Below are 21,615 nucleotides of genomic sequence, written 5' to 3' on the forward strand. Positions count from 1 at the left end.
GTCACCGGCGATTCACCGCGCCGCCGGCCCGGCGGCCTGCTCGACCGCCCGCTCGGTGACCTGCCCGCCCGCCACGTCGAACACCCGGTTGAGCCGGGCGAGCGTCGACGGCCGGTGGGCGACGACCACGACCGTCCGCGACGCGGCGAGCCGGTCGAGTGCGGACTCCACGAGCTCCGCGCAGGCGGGGTCCACATCCGACGTGGCCTCGTCCAGCACGATGACCGCGCTGCCGCGCAACGCCACCCGCGCCAGGGCGACGAGCTGCCGCTCGCCGACTGTCAGCGCCGAGGCGGCGCCCAGCGGCGCGTCGAGGCCGCCAGGCAGGCTGTCGAGCCACCGGCCGAGGCCCAGGGACTCCACCGCCCCGCGCAGCGCGGCGTCGTCCGCGTCGGGGGCGACGAGCCGCAGCTCGTCGGCGAGGGTCCCGGAGCCGAGCACCATCTCCTGCGGGACGTATGACACCAGGCGGGCGCGCTCCTCGGGTCCGAGGCCCGCCAGGTCGCGGCCCGCACAGCGCACAGTGCCCCGGTCCGGGTGGCCCAGCCCCGCCATGAGCATGGCGATCGTCGACTTCCCCGCGCCCGAGCGCCCGGCCAGGCCGCAGCGCTCGCCGTCCTCGATGCGCAGCCACACGCCGGCGAGCACCGGCTGGGCGCCGTAGCCGAGCCAGACGTCCTCCAGCTCGATCGCGGGGGGCGCCCCGCCGACACCCGGAGCCGCGTGAACGACGCGGCGCGCGCGCGGCGTGGAGGCGCCCAGGAGGTCCTGGACACGCGCGGCGCCCGTGAGCGCCTCCTCGGCGGAGCCCACCAGGGCGACCAGGTCGGAGAAGCTCGCGAACAGCGTCACGCTCGCGAGCAGGAACGTGACGACGACTCCGACGGTGATCGTCCCGGAGGCCGCGAGCGAGGATCCCACCGCGAGCAGCACCGCCAGCGCGGCCCCCTCGATGAGGGTCATGGCGCCGATCCACCGGCTCAGCACCACTGTGCGCATCTGCGCGGCCACGGCGCCGTCGTTCAGGCGGCCGAGCCTGTCCGCGAGGCGCGAGGTGGTGATCGCGGGGGCGGTGGACAACAGCGCCCGCGCCCGGATGGCCTCGGCGATGGACGCCGCGACGTCGGCCTCCGCCTGTGCCTCCGCGCCGAACGCCGCGGCGGCGCGCAGGCGGAACCGGTGCAGCACGAAGAGCGACGGCGGCAGGAACACGGCCAGCAGCACGAGCGCGAGCAGCCACGACTGCGAGGCCAGCACGGCGACGAGGAGCACCACCGTCGACGCCGTGACGAGCAGGCCCGTGAGCGACTCGCGCACGAACGCGGAGAGCTCTGCGACCTCGGCCGTCGAGCGCTGCAGCAGCTCGCCCGCGCGGTGGCGCTCGATGAACCTCAGGGGCGCTGCTGCGAGCTGCCGCGCGACCGCGTCGCGCACATCCCGCACGAGGTGCTCCCCGGCCCGGGCGAGCCGCGCGCGGCTCGCCGCCGAGAGCGCGAGGCGCAGGACGGACAGGGCGATGCCGGCTCCGCCGAGGAGGATCACCCGTTGGCGGTCGCCGTCCAGGAGCGCGTCGACGAGTCGCCCGACGACGACGGGCCCCAGTGTCGTGGCGAGGCTCGCGACGACGCCGAGCGCCACGGCCGCCACCAGGGCGCGCCGGTGCGGCCGCGCGAACTGCAGCGCGGCGCGGCCGACGCCGCGTCGTGCGGGAGAGTCGACGAGGAGGCGCCCGTCGTCAGGGCCCTCGGCGGCGGCCTGCCCCGGCGTCCGCGCGTCGAGCCCGCTCATGCGGGCACCGTGGCGCGGTCGCGGAGCACGACGACCTCGTCGGCCGCCGCGAGGAGCAGGTCGTCATGCCCCGCGGCCACGACGATGCGCTCACGCGCGGCCCGGCGCATCGCCGCCACGAGGCGCGCCGCCGTGTGGCCGTCGGCCGCCGACGTGACGTCGTCGAGCAGCAGCAACGCCGGCTCGGCGACGAGGCCGCGGGCGAGCGCCAGCCGCTGGCGCTGCCCCCCGGACAGGGCGCCGCCGTCCTCGCCCACCTCCAGGTCGAGAAGGTCGGGCGCCCGCCCGGCGAGGTCCACGTCGAGTCCGACGCCGGCGAGCGCCTGCCGGTAGCGCGCGTCATCGGCGGTGGCGTCCCCTGACGCGGCGCCCAGCGCGAGGTTGTCCCGCACCGTCCCCGTGAGCACCACCGGCCGCTGCGGGACGAGGTGGGCCCCGCTGAGCGGCGCGCGCACGGGCGACCCGTCGGCGAGCAGGGCGCCGCCCGCTGGCGCCACGAGTCCGGCGAGGACGCGCAGGAGCATCGACTTCCCACTCGCGATCCCGCCGGTCACGACGACCAGGCGCCCCGGCGTCAGCGTCACGTCGACGGCCGAGGCTCCGGGCACGGGCACGAGCGCCCGCGCCTCGACCCGCGCCACCCGGCGCGCGGGAGTCGCGGCGCCGGCTGGGCGTGCCGGGGCCCGCGCGATCACCGGGGCCAGCCGGGCGGCGCCCACACGGGCGTCGACGCTCTGCGTCCACCGCATCAGGCCCACCTGCACCGCCACCCCCACCGTCGCCATCCACCCCGTGAACGCCACCAGCCCTCCGACGGTCAAGCGCCCGTCGAGCACCGCCACGGCGCCCACCAGCACGCCGACGGACGCGGCGACGGCGGGCACGCCCTCCCCGAGGGCGGTCCAGCGGGCGAGCACGCCACTGGCCCGCACCGTGCGCTCGGCGAGCTCCGCTGACGCGGCGTCATGGCGGCGGATGATCGCGTCCTCCGCACCGACTCCCCGCAGCCCCCGCGCCGCCCGCACGATCTGGTCGACGACGTTCGCGCGCGAGCCGTGCGCGTCCGCCGCGGCCCGCGAGGCGCGCTCGAACCGTCGCGGGTAGACCACAGAGAGCACCGCGAGGCACGGCGCGGTGGCGCCCGCGACGAGGAGCAGCCACACGTCGAGGGCGGCGAGCCCGAGCACGAGCACCGCTGCGGTGACCGCGATCACCGCCCAGGTGGGCAGCCCATGCACCCACACCCGCACCAGCCCGACGTCCCGCCCGGCCCGGACCAGCAGGTCGCCCGTCTCGAGCCCGTCTGCGCCGTGGATCGCCCCCTCCCGCACCCGGGCGCGCAGCACCGACCCGGCGCGGGCGTCCGCGAGGTTCGCGCCCTGGTCCCACACGCACATCCCGGCGAACTGCAGCAGCGCGGCCACGGCGAGCGCCGCGCACCAGAACGCCACGGCCCCCGCGTCCCCCGCCACCACGCCGTCGTCGACGGCGACGCTCAGCAGGTACGGGGCGGCGAGGAAGCCGGCCTGCCGCGCCACCGCGCCGAGCACCGCGGTGAGCAGCGGCCCGCGCACCTGCCAGGCCGTGCCGCGCAGGAGCCGCCGGACCTGCCGGGCCTCCGCCGGGAGCGCGCGCCCGGCCCCCCGACCGGCCGTGCGGCGGATCATGCCCGCGCCGCCAGGCGGGCCGCGATGAGCCGCCCGATCCGCTCCCACGACGCGGGCGCCACCACGCCGGCGTGGTCGGTGTCGAGGCCGACACGCTCCACGTCGGCGCCGAGGAGCCCGTCCCAGGCGGCCGGCTGCGGCTGCTCGCGCTCGGCCACGACCAGGACCGTCGGCGCCTCCGTCGTCGGGGAGTGCGAGGCCGCCATCAGCCGGGACGCCCAGGCGTGGCTCTCCACGATCGCGCCGAGCGTCGCCTCGGCGTCCAGGCCGAGCACGCCCCGCGACGCGCGGATGGCCTCGCGCAGGTCGGCGTCGAGGTCGCCCTCACCGGCGAGCGCGGCGAGGAACTCCTGCTGCTCGGCCCGCAGCGCCACCTGGTCCTCGACGCCCGCCCCCTCCCGGGGCCCGCCGAGAGGCGCCGGGTCGAGCAGCACGAGCAGCTCGACGGCCTCGCCCTCGCGGCGGAGCAGCGCGGCGAGGGCGTGGGCGATGTTCCCGCCGAACGAGTACCCGAGCAGGCGGTACGGCCCGTGCGGCCGCACGGCGCGGATCCGCTCGAGGTACTCCACCGCGAGGCCGTCGATGTCGACGGCGGCGCTCGCCCCGCCGGAGAGGGACGGCGCCTGCAGCCCGATCACGCCGACCCCCGGCGGGAGCAGCCGCACCAGCGGGGCGAACTGCCAGGCGAACCCGCCCGCCGGGTGCACGCAGAACACCGGCGCCTCGTCCGCGGGCTCGCGCAGGGCCAGCACGGAGGCGAGCCCGGCGTCCCGGGCCGGCTCCGCGAGCGCCACGGCCAGGGTGCGGACGGTCGGGCAAGCCATGACCGTCCCGACGGGGACGCGGGCGCCGAGCTCCTCGGCGAGGCGCGCCACCACCCGCATGGCCAGCAGCGAGTGCCCGCCGAGGTCGAAGAAGCCGTCGTCCCGGCCCCCCACCTCGACGCCGAGCACCTCCGCGAACACCGCCGCGACCACGCGCTCGACCCGCCCGACAGGCGCGTCGCCCCCGGTGCCGGTCCGCGGCTCCGGGAGCGCGGCCCTGTCGATCTTGCCGTTGGCGGTGAGCGGGATGGCGCGCACCACCGCGAGCAGGGTCGGCACGGTGTGCGCGGGCAGGGTTGCGGCGAGCGACGCCCTGACGTCCGCGAGTAGGGCCTCGTCTCGGGAGCCGGCCCGCGGGACGGCCTGCGGGGCCGCCTCGCGGAGGACCTCGCGGGGGACGATGTGGAGGCACAGCGCCTCGGCGCCGGAGGCGCTGCGGCGCACCGAGGCCGCGGCCTGCGCCACCTGCGGATGCGCCTCGGCGGCGGCCTCCACCTCCGCGAGCTCGATCCGGTGGCCGCGCACCTTCACCTGGTCGTCCCCACGGCCCCGGTACTCGATGCCGCCGTCATACCGCCGGCGCACCAGGTCCCCCGTGCGGTAGAGCCGCTCGCCGGGCGCCCCGAACGGGTCGGCCACGAAGCGCGACGCCGTGAGCGCCGCCTGCCCGAGGTAGCCGCGCGCCAGGCCGCCCCCGCCGAGGTACACCTCCCCCGTCCCGCCGGGAGGAACCTCGCGCAGCGCGGAGTCGAGGATGTGGGCGCGGGCGTCGAGGATCGGCCGCCCGAGGCACGGTGACTCGCTGGAGGCGAGGTCGACGCCGAGGGCGTTGATGGTGAACTCCGTCGGCCCGTAGAGGTCGTAGGCCACGAGGTCGTCGCGCTCGCGCAGCCGAGCCCACAGCTCGGCGGGGACGGCCTCCCCGCCGAGCAGGAACAGCGCGGGCGGGCGCCGGTCGAGGAGCCCCGCCCGGATCAGCTCCCTGCCGTAGGAGGGCGTCACGTTGACGACGTCGATGCCGACGCGTGCGTACCGATCGACGAGGGTCGGCACGTCGAGGCGGCCCTCCTCGTCGATCACATGGACCTCATGCCCGTCGAGCAGCCAGAACAGCTCCTCCCAGGACATGTCGAAGGAGAACGACACGGTGTGGGCGACGCGCAGCGGGGTGCGGCCGGCCCGGCGGATCGCCGGGCGGAAGATCGCCTCCAGATGGTTGTCGTACATCGTGACGAGCCCGCGGTGCGGGACCGCGACCCCCTTGGGCTCCCCCGTCGAGCCCGAGGTGAAGATCGTGTACGCGAGCTGGTCCGGCAGGACGGCGGGCGGGATGAACGGCGCGCCAGCGGCCTGCCGGGCCGTCACGTCGAGCACAGGGACGCCGTCGACCCCCGACCCGCCTGGCGCCGTCAGCACGAGCTCGGCGCCCGCGAGGCGCGCCAGGCGGCTGAGCCGCTCGGCGGGGTTCGCCAGGTCCAGCGGCAGGTACGCCCGGCCCGCGCGCAGCACCGCGAAGATCGCGACCACATGCTCGACGGTGCGCGGCAGCGCGAGCGCCACGACGGCCTCCGGCCCCGACGTGCGATCGACGATGAGCGCGGCGAGGTCGTCCACCCGGCGGCGGACGTCCTCGAAGGTCCAGGCGGCGTCCGCCCCGGCCAGGTCGCGGCCTGCCAACGCGGTGCGATGCGGTGTGCGCTCCGCGGCGAGGGCCAGCAGGTGGGCCACGGTGCGCGTCCCGCCCGCGTCGTGCCGGTCGGCGGGGCTGACGCGCGTCGCCTCCGCGTTGACGCGCTCGACGGCCGCCTGCTCGGCGGGGACGGCGGCGCGCAACCGGGCCACCGGCTGGTCGGCCCCGGCCACGAGCCCCGCCAGCGTCGCCACATAGCGGGCGAGGTACCGCTCGGCCCGCTCGGGGTCGATCACGTCTGGCCGGTGCGCGAGGGCCAACTCGAGCCGCTCGCCTGGGTTCACCGTCATCGCCAGGCTGTAGTGCGTGCCGTCGTAGGCCTCCGCCTCCACGATGCGATGGCGGGCGAACGTCGCCGACTGCGCCTGCTCGTCCGAGGGGAGGTTGCGGAACACGTACAGGGTGTCGAACAGCACTGGCCTGCCCGCCGCGCGCTGCACGTGGCCGAGGCCGACGTGGTGGGCGGGCATCGTCTGGGCCTGGGCCGCCATATGCGCGCGCAACTGCTCCAGCACCGTCTGCCCCGGACGGACGCGCACCCGCACCGGGATGGTGTTCATGAGCAGCCCGACCATCCGGTCGACCCCCTCGAGCTCCGCTGGGCGGCCCGAGACCGTGGTGCCGAACACCACGTCGTCCTGCCCGCAGATGCCCCGCAGGACATGCGCCCACGCATAGGAGAGCACCGTGGACAGGGTCACCGAGGCCCGCCGGGCGAGCCCGGTGAGCGCCGCCGTGAGCGCGTCGTCGAGCAGATGCGTCGCGGACTCGGAGAGCACGGGCGGGGCGCCCACCGAGCGCGGCTCGACGAGCGTGGGGCCCGGCAGGCCAGCGAGCGCCTCCCGCCACAGCGCGACGCCCGCGCCGTGGTCCTGCCGCGCCACCCAGGCGAGGTACTCCCCGAAGTCCGCCGCCGGCGCGAGGCCCGCGTCGGGGACCGGGCCGGGCGCGCGCAGCGCCTCGTCGTAGAGCTCGAAGAGGTCCTCGAGCAGGATCGTCTGCGACCAGCCGTCCGTGAGGATGTGGTGGTGCACGATGCTCACGAGCCAGTGCTCCGGGCCGAGCCGGGCGGCCACCAGCCGGATCAGCGGCGGCGCGGCCAGGTCGAAGCCCTCCTCCACCTGGCGCTCGGTGAGCCGTGCGAGCGCCGCCTCCTGCTCCGCCGGTGTGAGCGCGGCGAGGTCGACCCGCTCGAACGGCATCGCCGCCGCCGGGGCGACGAAGGACAGCGGCGCCGCCAACCCATCGGAGACGAACCCGGCGCGCAGGCTCGGATGCCGCCGCAGCAGCGCGTCCCCCGCGCGCCGCAACGCGTCGGGGTCCACCTCGGAGCGGAGCGTGAGCTTGTGCTGCACCACGTACACGTCGAGGTCGTCCCCGCCGAGCTGCGCGTGGACGTACAGGCCCTCTTGCAGGGGGCCGAGGCTGAGCACGGCCTCCCGGTGGGGGGCCAGCCGGTCCAGCACCTCGCGGGTGGCCGCGTCCTGCCCGGACTCGGACTGTGGCCCGGCATGGCCGTCGGCGCCCCCGGGCTGTGGGGAGGCCGCCTGGGCGATCGCCGAGGCGGTCCGCGCCTCGAAGACCGTCCCGAGCCCGATGTCGATCCCCGATCGCCGGGCCAGCGCGACCAGGCGGATCGCGGAGATGCTGTCCAGCCCGGCGGCGAACAGGTCGCCGTCCACGCCGGCCTCGGAGCCAATCACCGTGCGGGCGATCTCCGCGAGCCGCACGGCACGGGAGTCGCTGTCCGACGCGGGGCTGGCGGGCCGAGCGCCCTGTGCGCGGGCCCCGTGCACCAGGTCGAGCGCGGCACGCCGGTCGAGTTTGCCGTTCGTCGTGGTCGGGAGGCTCTCGACGACGAGGACGGCCGCGGGCCGTTGCGGCTCGGGGAGGACGTCGGCGAGGGCGGCCGTGAGGGTGGCGGGGGTGGCGACCTCTCCCGGCGCGAGGCGCACGAGGGCGACGAGCGCGGGCCCGGACTCGTCGTCGACGAGGACTGCCGCCCGCGACACCCCGGGCAGGGCCTCGAGCGCGGAGCGCGTCTCGTCGGGCTCCACACGCATCCCGCGGATCTTCACCTGGTCGTCGCGGCGCCCCCGGTGCACGAGCCCCTCGGGAGCGACCTCGACGAGGTCCCCCGTCCGGTACAGCCGCGCCCCTGAGCCGTGGGCGTCGGCGACGAAGCGCTCCGCCGTCATCGCGGCCCGCCCCGTGTAGCCCAGCGCGAGCTGGTCGCCCGCGAGGTAGAGCTCGCCGACGCCGCCGAGCCCGACAGGGCGCAGCGCCGTGTCGAGCACGCGCAGCACGGTGCCCGGCGTCGCCGCGCCGATCGGCGACGACGCGCCGGCGGCCTCATGCGCGCAGTCCCCGGCGGTCACGTCGATCGCCGCCTCGGCGGGCCCATACAGGTTGTGCACCGGCGCGCCCGCCGCGCGGGCGGCGGCTGCGGCGAGCGCCGCCGGGAGCTGCTCCCCGCTGCACACGACGCGGCGGACGCTCCCCCACGAGGGCTCCGGCACCAGGTCGAGGTACGCCGCGAGCATCGACGGCACGAAGTGCACGGTGGTCACGCCCTCGCGGGCGATGAGGCCGTCGAGCTCCTCGGGATCGCCCTGCGCGCCCGGCGGCGCCAGCACAAGGCGCGCGCCCGTCATCAGCGGCAGCACGAGCTCCCACACCGAGACGTCGAAGGTCACGGGCGTCTTGTGCAGGATCACGTCGTCGCCGCCGATCCCGTAGCGCTCGCGCATCCAGGCCAGGCGCACCGCCAGGCCGCGCCGAGTGTTCACGCAGCCCTTGGGGCGGCCGGTGGTCCCCGAGGTGAACACCACGTAGGCGGGGGCCGAGCCGGCGGTCGACGGGGGCCAGGACACGGCGGCCCCGGCCCGGCGACGCACGGTCGGCTCGCCTGCGCCTGCGCCTGCGTCGTCCACGTCGTCGGGCAGGCGATTCCCCGCCGGCTCGTCGAACCCCAGCGCGGTGGCCGTCTCCCCGGCCCCCGGCGCGACGATCAGCGCGGTGACGTCGGCCTGCGCCGCCATCTCCCGCAAGCGCGCGGCCGGCAACGCCGGGTCGAGCGCCAGGAAGGGCCGCCCCGAGCGCAGCGCCGCGAGCACCCCCACCACGAGGGCCGCGGAGCGGGGCGCGAGGACGCCGATCGCGCCCCCACCCGCCCCGAGCCCTGCGGCAACGGCCGACGCTGCCCGGTGCAGCTCGGCGGTGGTGATCCTCGTCGTGCCATCGACGAGGGCGACCTCGTGGCCGTGCCGGGCCAGGACCTCGTCGAGGAGCGTGTCGAGGTCGGCCTCGGGGGCGGGCCCGCCGTCGAGGATCGCGGGCGCCGGCGCACCGCCGTCGAAGGCGATCTGCGCGACCCGGGCCCACGGGTCGTCGAGCACGGCGTCCAGTGCGCGCCGCAGCAGTGCCTCCACGCCGTCGATCCCGCCGGGGACGTCCGACCGCACGGTGAGCTCAAGGCGCAGCTCGTCGCCGATCTCGGCGAGGAGGGCCAGCGGGTAGTGCACGGCGTCACGCGCCCAGGTCCCCGTCACGCGAACCGAGCCGTCGGCGCTGCGCCAGCCGCCGACGTCGCCCGGGTAGTTCTCCACCACGAGGAGCGCGTCGAAGAGCGTGCCGAGCCCGACGCGCCCCTGGACGGCGCCCAGGTCGGCCGCCTGCGCGTCGGCGACGACGCCGTGCAGCCGGTGGGCGGCGCGCACCACGTCGCCCAGTCGGTCGCCCGGACGGGCCCGGACGCGGAACGGGAGCGTGTTGCCGAGCAGCCCGATGATCCGGTCGCTGCCCGGGACCTCGGCGCCGCGCCCGGAGACAGTGAGGCCGAACACGACGTCCGCGTCATCGGCGACCCGGCCCAGCACCAGGCCCCACACCGCGGACAGCACCGCCGCGGGGGTGGCGCCGAGCTCACGCGCCCGGCCCCTGAGATCGTCGGCGCGCGGGACCACAACAGCCCGTCGCGTCGTCACGGCCCCCGCCGGGGTCGCGGCCGGGGCCACGAGCGTCGGGGCGCCGAGCCCGTCGAGCGTGCCCGCCACGGCCTCCGTCGCCCGCTGCCCGCGCGACGGGTCGTCGTCCGGCAGCACCGCGTCGAGGTGGTCGACGAAGCCCGCCTCACCCGGCTCCGGCTCGCCGCCCGTGGCCCGCAGGAGGATCTCCTCGAGCAGGAGCGGCACTGACCACCCGTCGAGCACAAGGTGGTGCGCCGTCAGCAGGAGCACCGCGCGCCCCGGCCCGACACGCACCCACCGGCCCCGCAGCAGCGGCGGACGACGGGGATCGAAGCCCCGAGCCCACTCCGCGTCCGCGATCGCCGCCACCGCCGGATGCGTGGGCGCCTCGCCCGGGCCGGCCCCGGCGGCCGCCAGCGCGTCGAGGGCCTCCCACTCGGGCTCCAGCCCATCCGCCACGAACTGCACGGGCGCGGAGTCGCCCTCGGCGAAGAACCCGGCACGGAGGTTCTCATGGGCGTCCAGCACCGCCGCCAGGGCCGTGCGCACCGCCTCGCCCGCCACCTCGCCCTCGAGCTCGACGGCGAACTGCAGTAGGTAGGTCGGCTGCTCCCCCGCGTCCCGCTCCCACAACGAGTGGAACAGCAGGCCCCGCTGCAACGGGGTGAGCGGCCAGAGGTCGGTGACCGACGGCGTCGACGTGGTGGTGCTCATCGGGGGTCCTCCAGGAGTCGTTCGATGCTGCCGAGGTCGCGCGCGCTGATCCGCGCCCGGGTCCGGCGCGCGGGCCGCTGCGGCGCCGGCGCCAGGGGCGTCGCGGCGGCTGCCAGCGACGCGAGGCGCTCATGGGAGAACACGAGGCCGGGGGTGAGGGCGAAGCCGCGCGCGCGGACGAGGGCGACGAGGCGGATCGAGGAGATGCTGTCCCCGCCCAGCTCGAAGAAGCCGTCGTCCGGTGACACGGCGGCCAGGCCCAGCGTCTCGGCGACGGCCTCGACGACTGCCCGCTCGGCCGCGGTGCCCGGCTCCCGGAGCATCCGCTCGGCGGTGGCGGGCTCCGGCAACGAGCCGCGCGCGACCTTGCCGTTCAGCGTCAGCGGGATGGCGTCGAGCACCGTCACGACCCGGGGCACATACGCCGCGGGGAGCCCCGCGGCGAGCGCGTCGCGCGCCGCCTGGCCGTCGATCCGCATCCCGGGCTCCGGCACGACGTAGCCGAGCAGCCGGTCGCGTCCCGTCGGCCCGGGCCGGACGACCGCCGCCGCCTGCCGCACGCCGGGGAGCTCGCGGAGCGCTGCCTCCACCTCGCCCAGCTCGATTCGGTGTCCGTCGACCTTGACCTGGTCGTCGGCGCGCCGCAGGAAGTGCAGGACGCCGCTGCCGTCCCGGCGGACCACGTCGCCCGTGCGGTAGAGCCGCCCGCCGGGCTCGCCGAACGGGTCGGCGACGAACCGGGACGCCGTGAGCCCGGCCCGGCCGAGGTAGCCGCGCGCGACCTGCGTGCCCGAGAGGTAGAGCTCGCCCTGCACGGAGTCCGGCACGGGTCGCAGCGCCGGGTCCAGCACCTGCGCGCCGACGCCGGCGAAGGGCACGCCGATCGGCATCGCTGTGCCAGGCGGCATCGCTGTGCCCGATGGCATCGCGGGCGCGGCGTCGACCTGTGCGCTCGTAGCCCACACCGTGGCCTCCGTGGGCCCGTACACATTGCGCACCGACCGGCACCGTTGGCGCATCGCCTGGGCCAGGTCCGCCGGGAGCGCCTCCCCTCCGACGAGGGCCGCGACCCGGGACCACGCCTCCGGGTGGGCCTCCACGAGCGGCCGCCACAACGAGGGGGTCGCCTGGAGCAGCGTGCACCGCTCCCGCGCCGCCAGCGCCGTCAACTGGTCGGGGTCGCGCACCTGCGCACGATCCGCGAGGACGATCGCGGCCCCGCTCATGAGCGGCACGAACACCTCCAGGGCGGCGATGTCGAAGGACACCGTCGTCACGGCGAGGAGGCGGTCGTCCGCGCCGAGGCCGAGCACGGCGCGCTCGTGGGCGAGGAACGCGTCGAGTGCCGCTCGCGGCACAGCGACGCCCTTGGGCCGCCCGGTCGAGCCCGAGGTGTAGATCACGTAGGCCGTGGCCGCGCCGTGCGCCGCTGCGGCCGCGCGGCGCAACTCGTCGGCGGCATGGGACGGGCTCACCGGGCTCGCGGGGGTGGCCGGCGGAGCCTCGGCCTCGCCGAGCACCAGTTCTGGGCGGCCCCGCCCCGCGCCCCGCGTCCCGGCGTCGACGAGGACGAGCGCCGGGTCGGCGTCGTCCAGCATCATCTGGAGCCGGGCCTGCGGGTAGTCGACGTCGAGCGGCACGTACGCCGCGCCCGTGGCGAGGACGCCGAGCAGCGCGACGACGAGCTCGGAGCCCCGCCCGGTGGCCACCGCGACGCGATCCTCCGGGCCGATGCCCGCGCGGCGCAGCGCGTCCCGCAGCGCGAGGACCCGGGTGGCGAGCGCCCCGTAGTCGAGGCGCTCGTCGACCGCCGCCAACGCGAGGCGGTCGGGCCAGGCGGCGACGGCGTCCGCGAGGGACCCGAGGAGCGTCGCGTCCCCGGCCACGACCTGGGAGTCGACGGCTGGGCGGCGGCGCTCGTCCTCCAGCCGGGCGTCGATGGCCCGCACCGGGCGCCGGGGGTCGGCGAGCAACGCGGCCGTCCAGCCCAACAGGCGCTCGAGCAGCCGTCGCGCGCTCGCCGGGTCGTAGAGGTCGGCCGCGGCGACGAGGGTGAGCGAGCCCGGCTCCCCCGCACCGCCCATGCGGAGCCGCACCGCCAGGTCGAAGCGCGCGGAGTCGGCGCCCGCCGTCCGCTCGACGGCGCGGGCCCCGGGCAGCCGCAGCCGCTCCCCGACCGGCTGCTCGACCGTGACCATCGTCTGGAACAGCGGATGCCGGGACAGCGAGCGCGGCGGGGCGACCGCGTCGACGACCTCCTCGAAGGGCGTCTGGGCGTCCGCCCACGCGTCGAGCACGCTGCGGCGGGTCCGGCCGAGCAACCCGGCCAGGTGCTCGCCGCCCGAGACGTCCAACCGCACGGGCAGCGTGTTCACCAGGTAGCCGACCGTGCGCGCGAACCGCTCGTCGAGCCGGGTGGAGACGGGCGAGCCGAGCACGATGTCGTCACCCGCCCCGAGCGCCTGCCACAGCGTCGCGACAGCCGTCTGCACCACCATGAGGGGTGTGGCGCCCTCGGCGGCGGCCACCGCGGCGATGCGCTCGGCGAGCGGCGCCGGCACGGGGGCGGACACGGTGTGCGCCCGATGGCTGGCGCGCTCGGGTCGCGGCCGGTCGGTGGGGAGCTCCACCTCGGCCGGGATCCCGGCCAGCCGCTCACGCCAGCGCGCTGCCGCCGCGGCGTCGCCGCGCTCCTCCTCGGCCGCGAAGACGGCGAACGGCACGGCGGGGGCGGGCTCCTGCCCGTGCAGCAGCGCGGACAGGTCCTCCAGGATCACCGCGAACGACGCCTCGTCCACGGCCACGTGGTGCGCGGCGATCACGAGCGCCGCCCGCTGGCCCGAGGCCACCAGGGTGCAGCGCACGGGCGGCGCGCCGAACACGTCGAAGGCGCGAGCCTCCTCGGCGGCGACGACGTGGTCGACGTCCACGGCGGCGGCCCTCGGGCCGAGGTCGACGACGGCGAACGACGTCGGCGGCTCCGCGAGCGCCTCGGCGCCGAAGCCGCCGCCGTCGTCGCGGACGTACACGGTGCGGAGCACCGGGTGGCGCCGGACGACGCCCTCCCATGCCGCGGCGAGCGCCTCAGCGTTCACTGCGCCATCCACGTCGAAGGTCACCGGAACCGTGTACGTGGCGCTGACGCCCTCGAGCTCCGCGAGGAACAGGAGCCTGCGCTGCGCCGACGACACCGGGACGCGCCCGGCGGGCGGCGGTGTGGCCCGGGCTGCCTGATCGAGCGCTCCGGCTGCCAGGCCGGGCTCCACGATGCCACCGGCCAACGCCGGAGCCGCCACGGCCGCCGGGGCAGCCCGCTGGGCGATGCGCCCGATCACCCGCGCCTCGAACACGTCCTTCACCCCGAGGGTGAGGCCCGCGGCCCGCAGCGCGCCGATCACGCGCAGCGCCGTCAGCGAATGGCCGCCCAGCGCGAAGAAGTCGTCGTCGACGGACACCGGGCCCCCGCCCAGGGCAGCCCGCACCGCGCTGACGACCGCCTCCTCCTGCGGGGTGGCCGGCGCGATGACCGTCCGCCCGGCGTCGACGGCGCCGAGCTGGGCCGCGAGGTCGCGGAGGGCGGGCCTGTCGACCTTGCCGCTCGTCGTCACGGGGAGCGCGTCGAGCACGAGCACCTGTGAGGGGGTCAGATGCTGCGGGAGCAGCTGCGCGACGGCCCTCCGAACCTCGTCGGCCGTGATCCCGGCGCCCGTCACGGCGGCGAGCAGCCGGGAGGCCACGGGCCCCGGCACGTCGGCGTAGGCCGCGGCCTGCGCGACTCCGGGGATCTCCCGCAGCGCCGCCTCGACTTCGCCGGGCTCGATGCGGTGCCCGGCGATCTTCACCTGGTCGTCGAGCCGCCCGAGGTGCTCGACCTGGTCATCGGCGCCCGCCCGGACGAGATCGCCCGTCCGGTATCGCCGCGTCCCGTCGGGGCCGGCGACGAAGCTCGCCGCGGTGAGCCCGGGCCGCCCGAGGTAGCCCCGCGCGAGCTGCCCCCCGCTGAGGTAGAGCTCGCCCGCGACGCCGCGCGGCGCCGGTCGCAGCCACGGGTCGAGGATCGTCGCGGTGACGCCCGCCACCGGGGCGCCGATGAGCGGGGCCTCGGAGTCCGCGACGACGGCGCCCAGGGCGTCCACCGTCGCCTCGGTGGGGCCGTACAAGTTGAGGCTGCGCGTGCGGTCCGCGCGCTCCCGCAGGGCTGTCCACAACTCGGGCGCGACGGCCTCGCCGCCGAGCAGGATCTCGGGCAGCGGCCGGACGCCGTCGGCGATCCCCGCCGCGACGAGCTGCTCGGCGAGGACGGGGGCGACGTCGATGACGTCGGCTGCCCGCGCCCGCGCGGTGAAGAGCGCCGGGTCGCGGCGCTCGTCCTCGTCGAGCACCACCAGCTCATGCCCGGCGAACGCCCAGTGCAGTTGGATCAGCGAGGTGTCGAAGGAGAACGAGGCGCTGTGCACGGCGACCACGCACGAGCGGCCCTCACGGGCGCGCAGGCGCTCCACCAGCTCGGCGTGCCGCCCCGTGCGGAGCCCGTCGAAGTGGGTGTCGAGGGCGTCGCGGGTCAGGACGACGCCCTTCGGCCGACCGGTGGAGCCCGAGGTGTGGATGACGTAGGCCGCGGCCGCCCCGGGGACGGCGCGGGGGGCGAGCCGCGCGGGCCGGGCGTCTGCGGGGTCGACGACGGTGAGCCCGGCCTCGGCCGCGAGGCGCGCCGCCTCGCTCCCCCGTGCCGCGACGACCAGCCCCACCCCGGCGTCGTCGAGCAGCGCCCGCATTCGGGCTGGCGGGAGTGCCGGGTCGAGCGGGAGGTAGGCGGCCCCGGCGCTGAGGCACGCGATGATCGCCGCGACGATCTCCACCCCGCGCGGCAGCGTGAGCGCGACGACGTGCTCGGGGCCCGCTCCGGCCTGCTCGAGCGCGGCCTGGATGCCGCCGGCCATCGCGGTGAGCTCCGCGGTGGTGACGGCGCGCTCGCGGAACCGCACCGAGACGGCGTCCGGCTGGGCTGCCGCGGCCCGCAGCAGGCTCCGCAGGACGGCGCACGTCCCGGACCCGTCCTGCGGGGTCCGCTCCGGCTCGGGGCCCACGAGGACGACTGCGCCGTCGGGGGCGGGCAGCGCGAGCGGTGTCAGGTCGAGCCCGTCAGCGAGCCGCTCGAGCACGTCGGCGAGCCCCGTCGCGAGCCGCTGCGCGCGCTCGGCCGGCACCCGCGCCTCGTCGTGGTCGAGCTCGACCCGCAGCCCCTCGCCGGGGAGGGCCGTGATGCCGACGGCGTAGTGCGTCGACCCGGCGGCGGCCATGCCCGCGACCTGGAGCCCGCCGGGCGTCCCCGGCTTCCCGGGCGGGTAGTTCTCGACGACGACGAGGGTGTCGAAGAGCGTCCCGACCCCGGCGACCGCCTCGATGTCCGCCAGCGGCAGCGACTCGTGGTCCTGCAGGTCGGCGCGCTCACGCTGCAACGCGCGGAGCTGTGCGCCGAACGGGCGCCCCGGCCGCATCCGGAACCGCGCCGGGACCGTGGCCGACAGCAGCCCGACAACCCCGTCCACGCCCTCGACGGCGGCGCCGCGCCCGGCTGTCGTCACCCCGACCACCACGTCGGCGCTGCCGAGCGCCCCTGCCACGACGTACGCCCACGCCCCTGTGAGGACGGTGCTGACCGTGAGCCCGGCCACGCGGGCCGTCCGGAGCAGCCTGCTGGCCGCGTCCGGGTTGAGCGGCACGGCGACGGACCGGGTGCGCACCGGCCCCGACGCCCCCGGCGCGACGATCGACGCCTGCGCCAACCCGTCGAGGTGCGCGCGCCACGCCTCGCGCGACGCGTCGCCGCCCTGCTCGACCTGGGGCTCGACCTGGGACTCGACCTGGGGCCCCACCTGGGCGAGGACGGCGCGGCGCAGCGCGGGCCAGCCGTCTGCGGGGCGCCCGCCCGCCGCGGCGTCGAGCACCCGGTCGACGAGGATCGGGGTGGACCAGCCATCGAGCAGCAGGTGGTGGGCGGCGAGCACGAGCGTCGCCGACGTGGGCCCCGTCGGCGCCACGTGAGCGCGCAGCAGCGGTGGGCGCCCGACGTCTGTGCGCCGGGCGATCTCCGCCGCCACGATCCGCTGGGCGTCGGCGCCGAGCTCATGCACGGTGACCTCCGCCGCGGCCCGGCGCGGCACGAGTTGGACGGGCCGGTGGGCGGCGTCGACGACGAAGGCGGCGCCGAGCTGCGGGTGCGCGCGGACCACCGCCTCCACCGCCGCCGCGAGCCCGTGCGCGTCGATCGGGTCGACGCGGCCGTCGCCGTGCGGCGTGGACTCCAGGTGGACGGTGGTGACGGTCGTGTACACGTCGTCCTCGCCGTCGCGCAGGGCATGGAACAGCAGCCCCTCCTGCATCGGCGACAGCGGGGCGATGTCGCGCAGCGGCCCGTGCTCGCGCTCGATCGCGCGGATCTGCGCGGCGGCGAGCCCCGGCAGGGCGGCGTCGGCGGGGATGAGGGTGGCGGGCGCGTCGGCGTCCGGGCGCCCCCCGAGCACCACCAGGCCGGCCAGCGCCCGGTCCCAGGCCGCGAGGAGCGCCTCGGCCTCGTCGGCGAGCCCCGGGGCGATCGTCCACTCGACCTCGAGGCCCGCGTCCCCGGGCAGCACGAAGACGGCGACCTCGAGGGCATGCCCGATGCCGAGGCCGTCCGGCAGGTGCACGTCGAAGGGCCGATCGCCCAGCAGCGCCACTCCGGCGCCCGCGGGGGCCTCGCCGTCGAAGCGGCCGAGGTAGTTGAGCAGCACCGCGGGCCGGGCCTGGCCGGCTGCCACGCCCGCGCCGAAGCCGTCCCCCGGCGCCTCCGCCCGGGCCTGCCGGGCAGCGCGGACGGCCTCCGCCAAGAGATCCGGGTCGTCAGCGCGGGGCGCCCCGGCGGGGAGCTCGATCGCCACCGGGAACTCGGTGGTGAACCACCCGATGCCCTCGGAGGGGTCCTCGCCGTCGTGCAGCGGGTCGCGGCCGTGCGTCTCCCAGTCGACGAGCAGTCGGCCCCCGGCCGCGACACCCCGCCACTCGCGGAGCGCAGCGGCCAACGCCCCCGCCAGGACGGTGTCGGGGCGGGCGTCCAGCAGGCTCGGCAGCCGGGTGAGCACGGCCTCGGCCACGTCGGGGCCCGCGGCGCGCACCACCCGCGACGCGGAGCTCGCCGCGTAGACGGGCACGGGGTCGGGGAGCACGGAGCACCCCCTCTCCGCGAGCGCGCGCCAGTGCGCCTCCTCCGCGGGCGTGGGCCGCAGCGCGTCAAGGGCCAGGGCCCGCTCACGCCAGGCCGCGTCCTCGCCCGTGGGGAGCGACCCGCCGCCGAGCAGCACGCCGAGCTCGCGGATGATCACGCGCCAGGAGACGCCGTCCACCACGAGATGGTGGGCCGCCACGACGACGGCCTCGTCGTGGGCGACGAGCCCGACGGCGACGACCCGGCCCGACGACGGGTCGAGCGAGCCGACCAGGCGGCTGCGCAGCGCCTCCACCCCGGACGAGGCGTCAGCGTTGTCCGCGCCGCCCACCGCCACGACCTGGATCGGCTGGCGCGCGGTGGGCGCCGGGATCTCCAGGGCCCACCCCGGCGCCGTCCCGGCCGGGCCGGGCCGGGCGACGAGGCCCAGCACCGGATGCCGCTGGGCAAGGGCCTCCACGGCCGCTCGCAGCCGCGGCGCGTCCGCTCCCGGCGCGTGGAGCACGACGCTCTGCGCGTACGCGCGCACCGCGTCGAGCCCGGGGGCGAGCCGCTCCAGGGCGCGCACGACAGGGGTGGGGGGCACGGGGCCCCAGGCGGCCTGACGGGCCCGGGCCCGCGTCTCGGCGAGCGGGCGGAGCAGCGCCGCCAGCCCGCGCGCGGTGCGGGCCGCGAACAGGTCGCGCGGGCGTGCGACCCAGCCGGCTCTGCGCAGCGCCGACACGATGGCGATCGCCGTGATGCTGTCACCGCCGAGCGTCACGATGTCGACGTCCACCGGAACGTCCACCAGGCCCAGCACCTCGCCGACGGCCGCGCACACCAGCCGCTCGGCGTCCGTCTCGGGCGCCGAGCCGCCGGCGCCCACGGGGCCCGGCTCCGGGAGCGCCGCGACGTCGAGCTTGCCGTGTGCGGTGAGCGGGAGCCTGTCCACCAGCACCACGGCATGCGGGACGAGGTGGTCGGGCGTCGTCTCGCGCAGCCGCGCCAGCAGCCGCGCCGGGTGGAGGTCGGCCCCGGGCGCCGGGACCACGTAGGCCAGCAGCCGCGTGGAGCCGCCCGCGCCGCGGACGCAGGCGGCCGCGTGCCCCACGCCGTCGAGCCGCGCCACCGCGTCATGCACCTCGCCGAGCTCGACGCGGTGCCCGCGGATCTTCACCTGGTCGTCGCCGCGCCCATGCGAGGTCAGGGCGCCGTCCGCCTCGACGCGCACGAGGTCGCCCGTGCGGTAGAGGCGCCGGCCGCCGCCGCGCGGGTCGGCGATGAACCGCGTGGCGGTGAGGGCGGACCGCCCCTGGTAGCCGCGCGCGAGGTGCGGCCCGCCGAGGTACAGCTCCCCGACGACGCCGACGGGCACGGGCTGGAGGGCGGCGTCGAGGACGAGCGCGTCGGCGCCCGCGAGCGCGCGGCCGATCCGGGGGTGCTCCCCCACGACGGGCGCCCCGAGGGCGTCGACGGTGGCCTCGGTGGGGCCGTAGAAGTTGTGGCAGGCCATGCCGGACGCCGACAGCCTGCGCCACAGGTCCGCGGGCGCGGCCTCGCCGCCGATGAGGAACAGCTCGGGGGTGTGCGCCGTCTCGAGCAGCCCGGCGTCGACGAGGGCCGAGGCGAAGGACGGGGTCACGTCCAGGGTGTCGATCCCGACGGCGTCGATCGCCTCGACGATGGCGCGGGCGTCGCGCCGGTCGTCCTCGTCGAAGACGACGAGCTCATGGCCGAGCAGCAGCCACAGGAGCTGCTCCCACGACGAGTCGAAGGAGAAGGACGCCGTGTGCGCGGCCCGCAGCCGCCGCCCGGCCCGTGCCGCGGTGGGGCCGAACAACGTCGCCGCGTGGTGTGCGAGGAAGTACGCGAGGGCTCCGCGGCTGACGCCGACGCCCTTGGGGCGGCCCGTCGAGCCGGACGTGTAGACGACGTAGGCGAGGCTCGCCGGGTCGTGCGCCACCTCGGGGGCGTCGGGGGCGGCCACTGCGTCAGGGAGGCTGCCCGTGTCGTCGAGGATGAGCGCCCGCGGATGCCTGGCGGCCGCCGAGCCCGCGACGGTCAGCACCACCACCGGCGCGGAGTCCTCTAGCAGGAACGCGATGCGCTCCGCCGGGTAGCCCAGGTCCACCGGCGTGAGCGCCGCGCCCGCCTCGGGCACCGCGAGGAGGGCCACCACCAGGTCGACGCCCCGGGGCAGGGCCACGGCCACGACCCGCTCCGGCCCGGCGCCGAGGGCAACGAGCCGCTCCGCGAGGGCGCGGACCCGCGCGTGCAGGCCGCCGAACGTGACGGCGTCGACGCCCGAGCGCACGGCGATCGCCTGCGGCTCGGCGGCCGCCGCCCGCGCGAGCGCCTGGGACACGTCCACGATGTCGAGGCCGCCCTCGGGCGCGGGCTCGGAGCCGTCCGCGCCCGCCTCGCCCCGGGGCAGCGCCGGCACGCGCCCCACCGGGCGGTCGGGGTCGGCCAGGAGCCGCTCGAGGAGTCCCGCGTACCGCGCGGCCACCCGCTCCACCTCGGCCACGGTGTAGGTGTCCGGGTTCGCGTCGACGCGCAACGTGACGCCCCGCTCGTCCGCGGTGACGGACAGGTCGAGGTCGTCCACCGGCCCCGCCGCCTCGGTGCGCAGCTCGCCGCGGGCGCCGCCGAAGTCCAGCACTGGCGTGTAGGGCTTGAGGTTGACCCCGGGCCCTCGCAGCAGCGAGGGGATCCCCCGCGCGGCGGCGATCTCCTCGCCGCGCAGCGCCTGGGAGCGGCGCAGCACCGCGAGGCCCTCGGCCACGCGATGGGCGAGCCCGGCCAGCGACTGCGCCGGGTCGACCCGCACGGGCAGCGGCAGCACGGTGACGGACATCGACGGGGTGCGCGCCGCCTCGCGCGTCGTGCGGGCGGCGAACGGGATGCCGAGCACGACGGCGCCCGAGCCGGACGCCCGGGCCACGAACACCGCGTAGGCGGCAGTGTGCACATCCGCCCAGGTGATCCGCCTGTCCCGCGCGGTGAGCCGCAGCACCGCCTCGTGGGACTCCTCGGGGAGCGCGAGGTCGACCCCGATCGCGCGGCGCACCGCGGGGGCCCGCTGCCCGGACACCGTCGGGACGGTGCCGTCGGCGGCGAGGGGCGAGGGCCCGGCATCGAGCAGCGCCGCGATCCCCGCGCCGGAGCAGGCCTCCCGTGCCGCCGCCTCCGCCTCGACCAGGGCTTCGAGCGAGCCGAAGCCCTCCCCCACGCCGCCGCCCCCCGCCAGCGCCCGGTACCGCTCCGCCACGCGCCGCGCGATGAGCGAGATCGCGTAGCCGTCGACGGCGACGTGGTGGTACCGCTGCAGCCACACCACCCGCTCCGGCCCCGTGCGGACGACCAGCTGCCCGATGGGCTCTGCGGCGTCGAGCCCTCCCGCGCCGCGGGCCAGCTCGGCGTCGATGAGCGCCCGTGCCGCGCGTTCCGGGTCCGTCTCGCCTGACACGTCGTGCACCCGCACCACTGCCTCGGCGCGGACCGCGGCCCGGGACGGCTCCCCCGTCGCGGGGTCGCGCTCGACGCGGAACGCGAGGGCGTCGACCTCCCCGACCGTCTCCTCGATGGCGCGGGCGAGGAGCGCCGTCGACACGTGGCCGGTGAGCTCCACGCGGTCGGCGACGACGAAGACGTCGGAGTCCGGGTCGAGCGCCTGCGCGTCGATGATGCTGCGCTGGGCGGCGCTGAGCGGCAGGCGTGTGGCGGCCGCCACGGCTGCCAGGTCCTCGGATGCGGTGCGCGTGGGTGACACGGGTGC

At 77.5% G+C, this 21,615-nt stretch carries 4 protein-coding genes; all 4 read right to left on the reverse strand.

The window, feature by feature from the left end:
• Window positions 1–12: 12 nt before the first annotated feature.
• Genes QUV83_RS02710 through QUV83_RS02725 form a run of 4 tightly spaced genes read right to left on the reverse strand, consistent with a single transcriptional unit; the run spans window position 13 to window position 21,609 of the window.
• Entirely contained in the window at window positions 13–1,788 is a 1,776-nt protein-coding gene (locus QUV83_RS02710; protein WP_289562398.1) for an ABC transporter ATP-binding protein, read from the reverse strand.
• Window positions 1,785–3,455 carry an ATP-binding cassette domain-containing protein gene (locus tag QUV83_RS02715; RefSeq protein WP_289562400.1) on the reverse strand — a complete coding sequence of 557 codons (1,671 nt, stop codon included), beginning with the start codon at window positions 3,453–3,455 and terminating at the stop codon, window positions 1,785–1,787. The genes QUV83_RS02710 and QUV83_RS02715 overlap by 4 nt, the downstream gene beginning before the upstream one ends.
• Window positions 3,452–10,651: an amino acid adenylation domain-containing protein gene (locus QUV83_RS02720; RefSeq protein ID WP_289562403.1), complete on the reverse strand. Its 7,200-nt coding sequence runs from the start codon at window positions 10,649–10,651 to the stop codon at window positions 3,452–3,454. The genes QUV83_RS02715 and QUV83_RS02720 overlap by 4 nt, the downstream gene beginning before the upstream one ends.
• Window positions 10,648–21,609 (reverse strand): non-ribosomal peptide synthetase, encoded by a 10,962-nt coding sequence (locus QUV83_RS02725; protein WP_289562405.1) that lies wholly within the window; start codon window positions 21,607–21,609, stop codon window positions 10,648–10,650. The genes QUV83_RS02720 and QUV83_RS02725 overlap by 4 nt, the downstream gene beginning before the upstream one ends.
• Window positions 21,610–21,615: the final 6 nt, after the last annotated feature.

The organism is Cellulomonas cellasea (genome assembly GCF_030372105.1).
Classification (GTDB): domain Bacteria; phylum Actinomycetota; class Actinomycetes; order Actinomycetales; family Cellulomonadaceae; genus Cellulomonas_A; species Cellulomonas_A cellasea_A.

Bases quoted from the DNA above. Each gene is read 5' to 3' on its own strand.
- QUV83_RS02710 (WP_289562398.1), bottom strand. From the start codon at position 1,788: ATGAGCGGGCTCGACGCGCGGACGCCGGGGCAGGCCGCCGCCGAGGGC.
- QUV83_RS02715 (WP_289562400.1), bottom strand. From the start codon at position 3,455: ATGATCCGCCGCACGGCCGGTCGGGGGGCCGGGCGCGCGCTCCCGGCG.
- QUV83_RS02720 (WP_289562403.1), bottom strand. From the start codon at position 10,651: ATGAGCACCACCACGTCGACGCCGTCGGTCACCGACCTCTGGCCGCTC.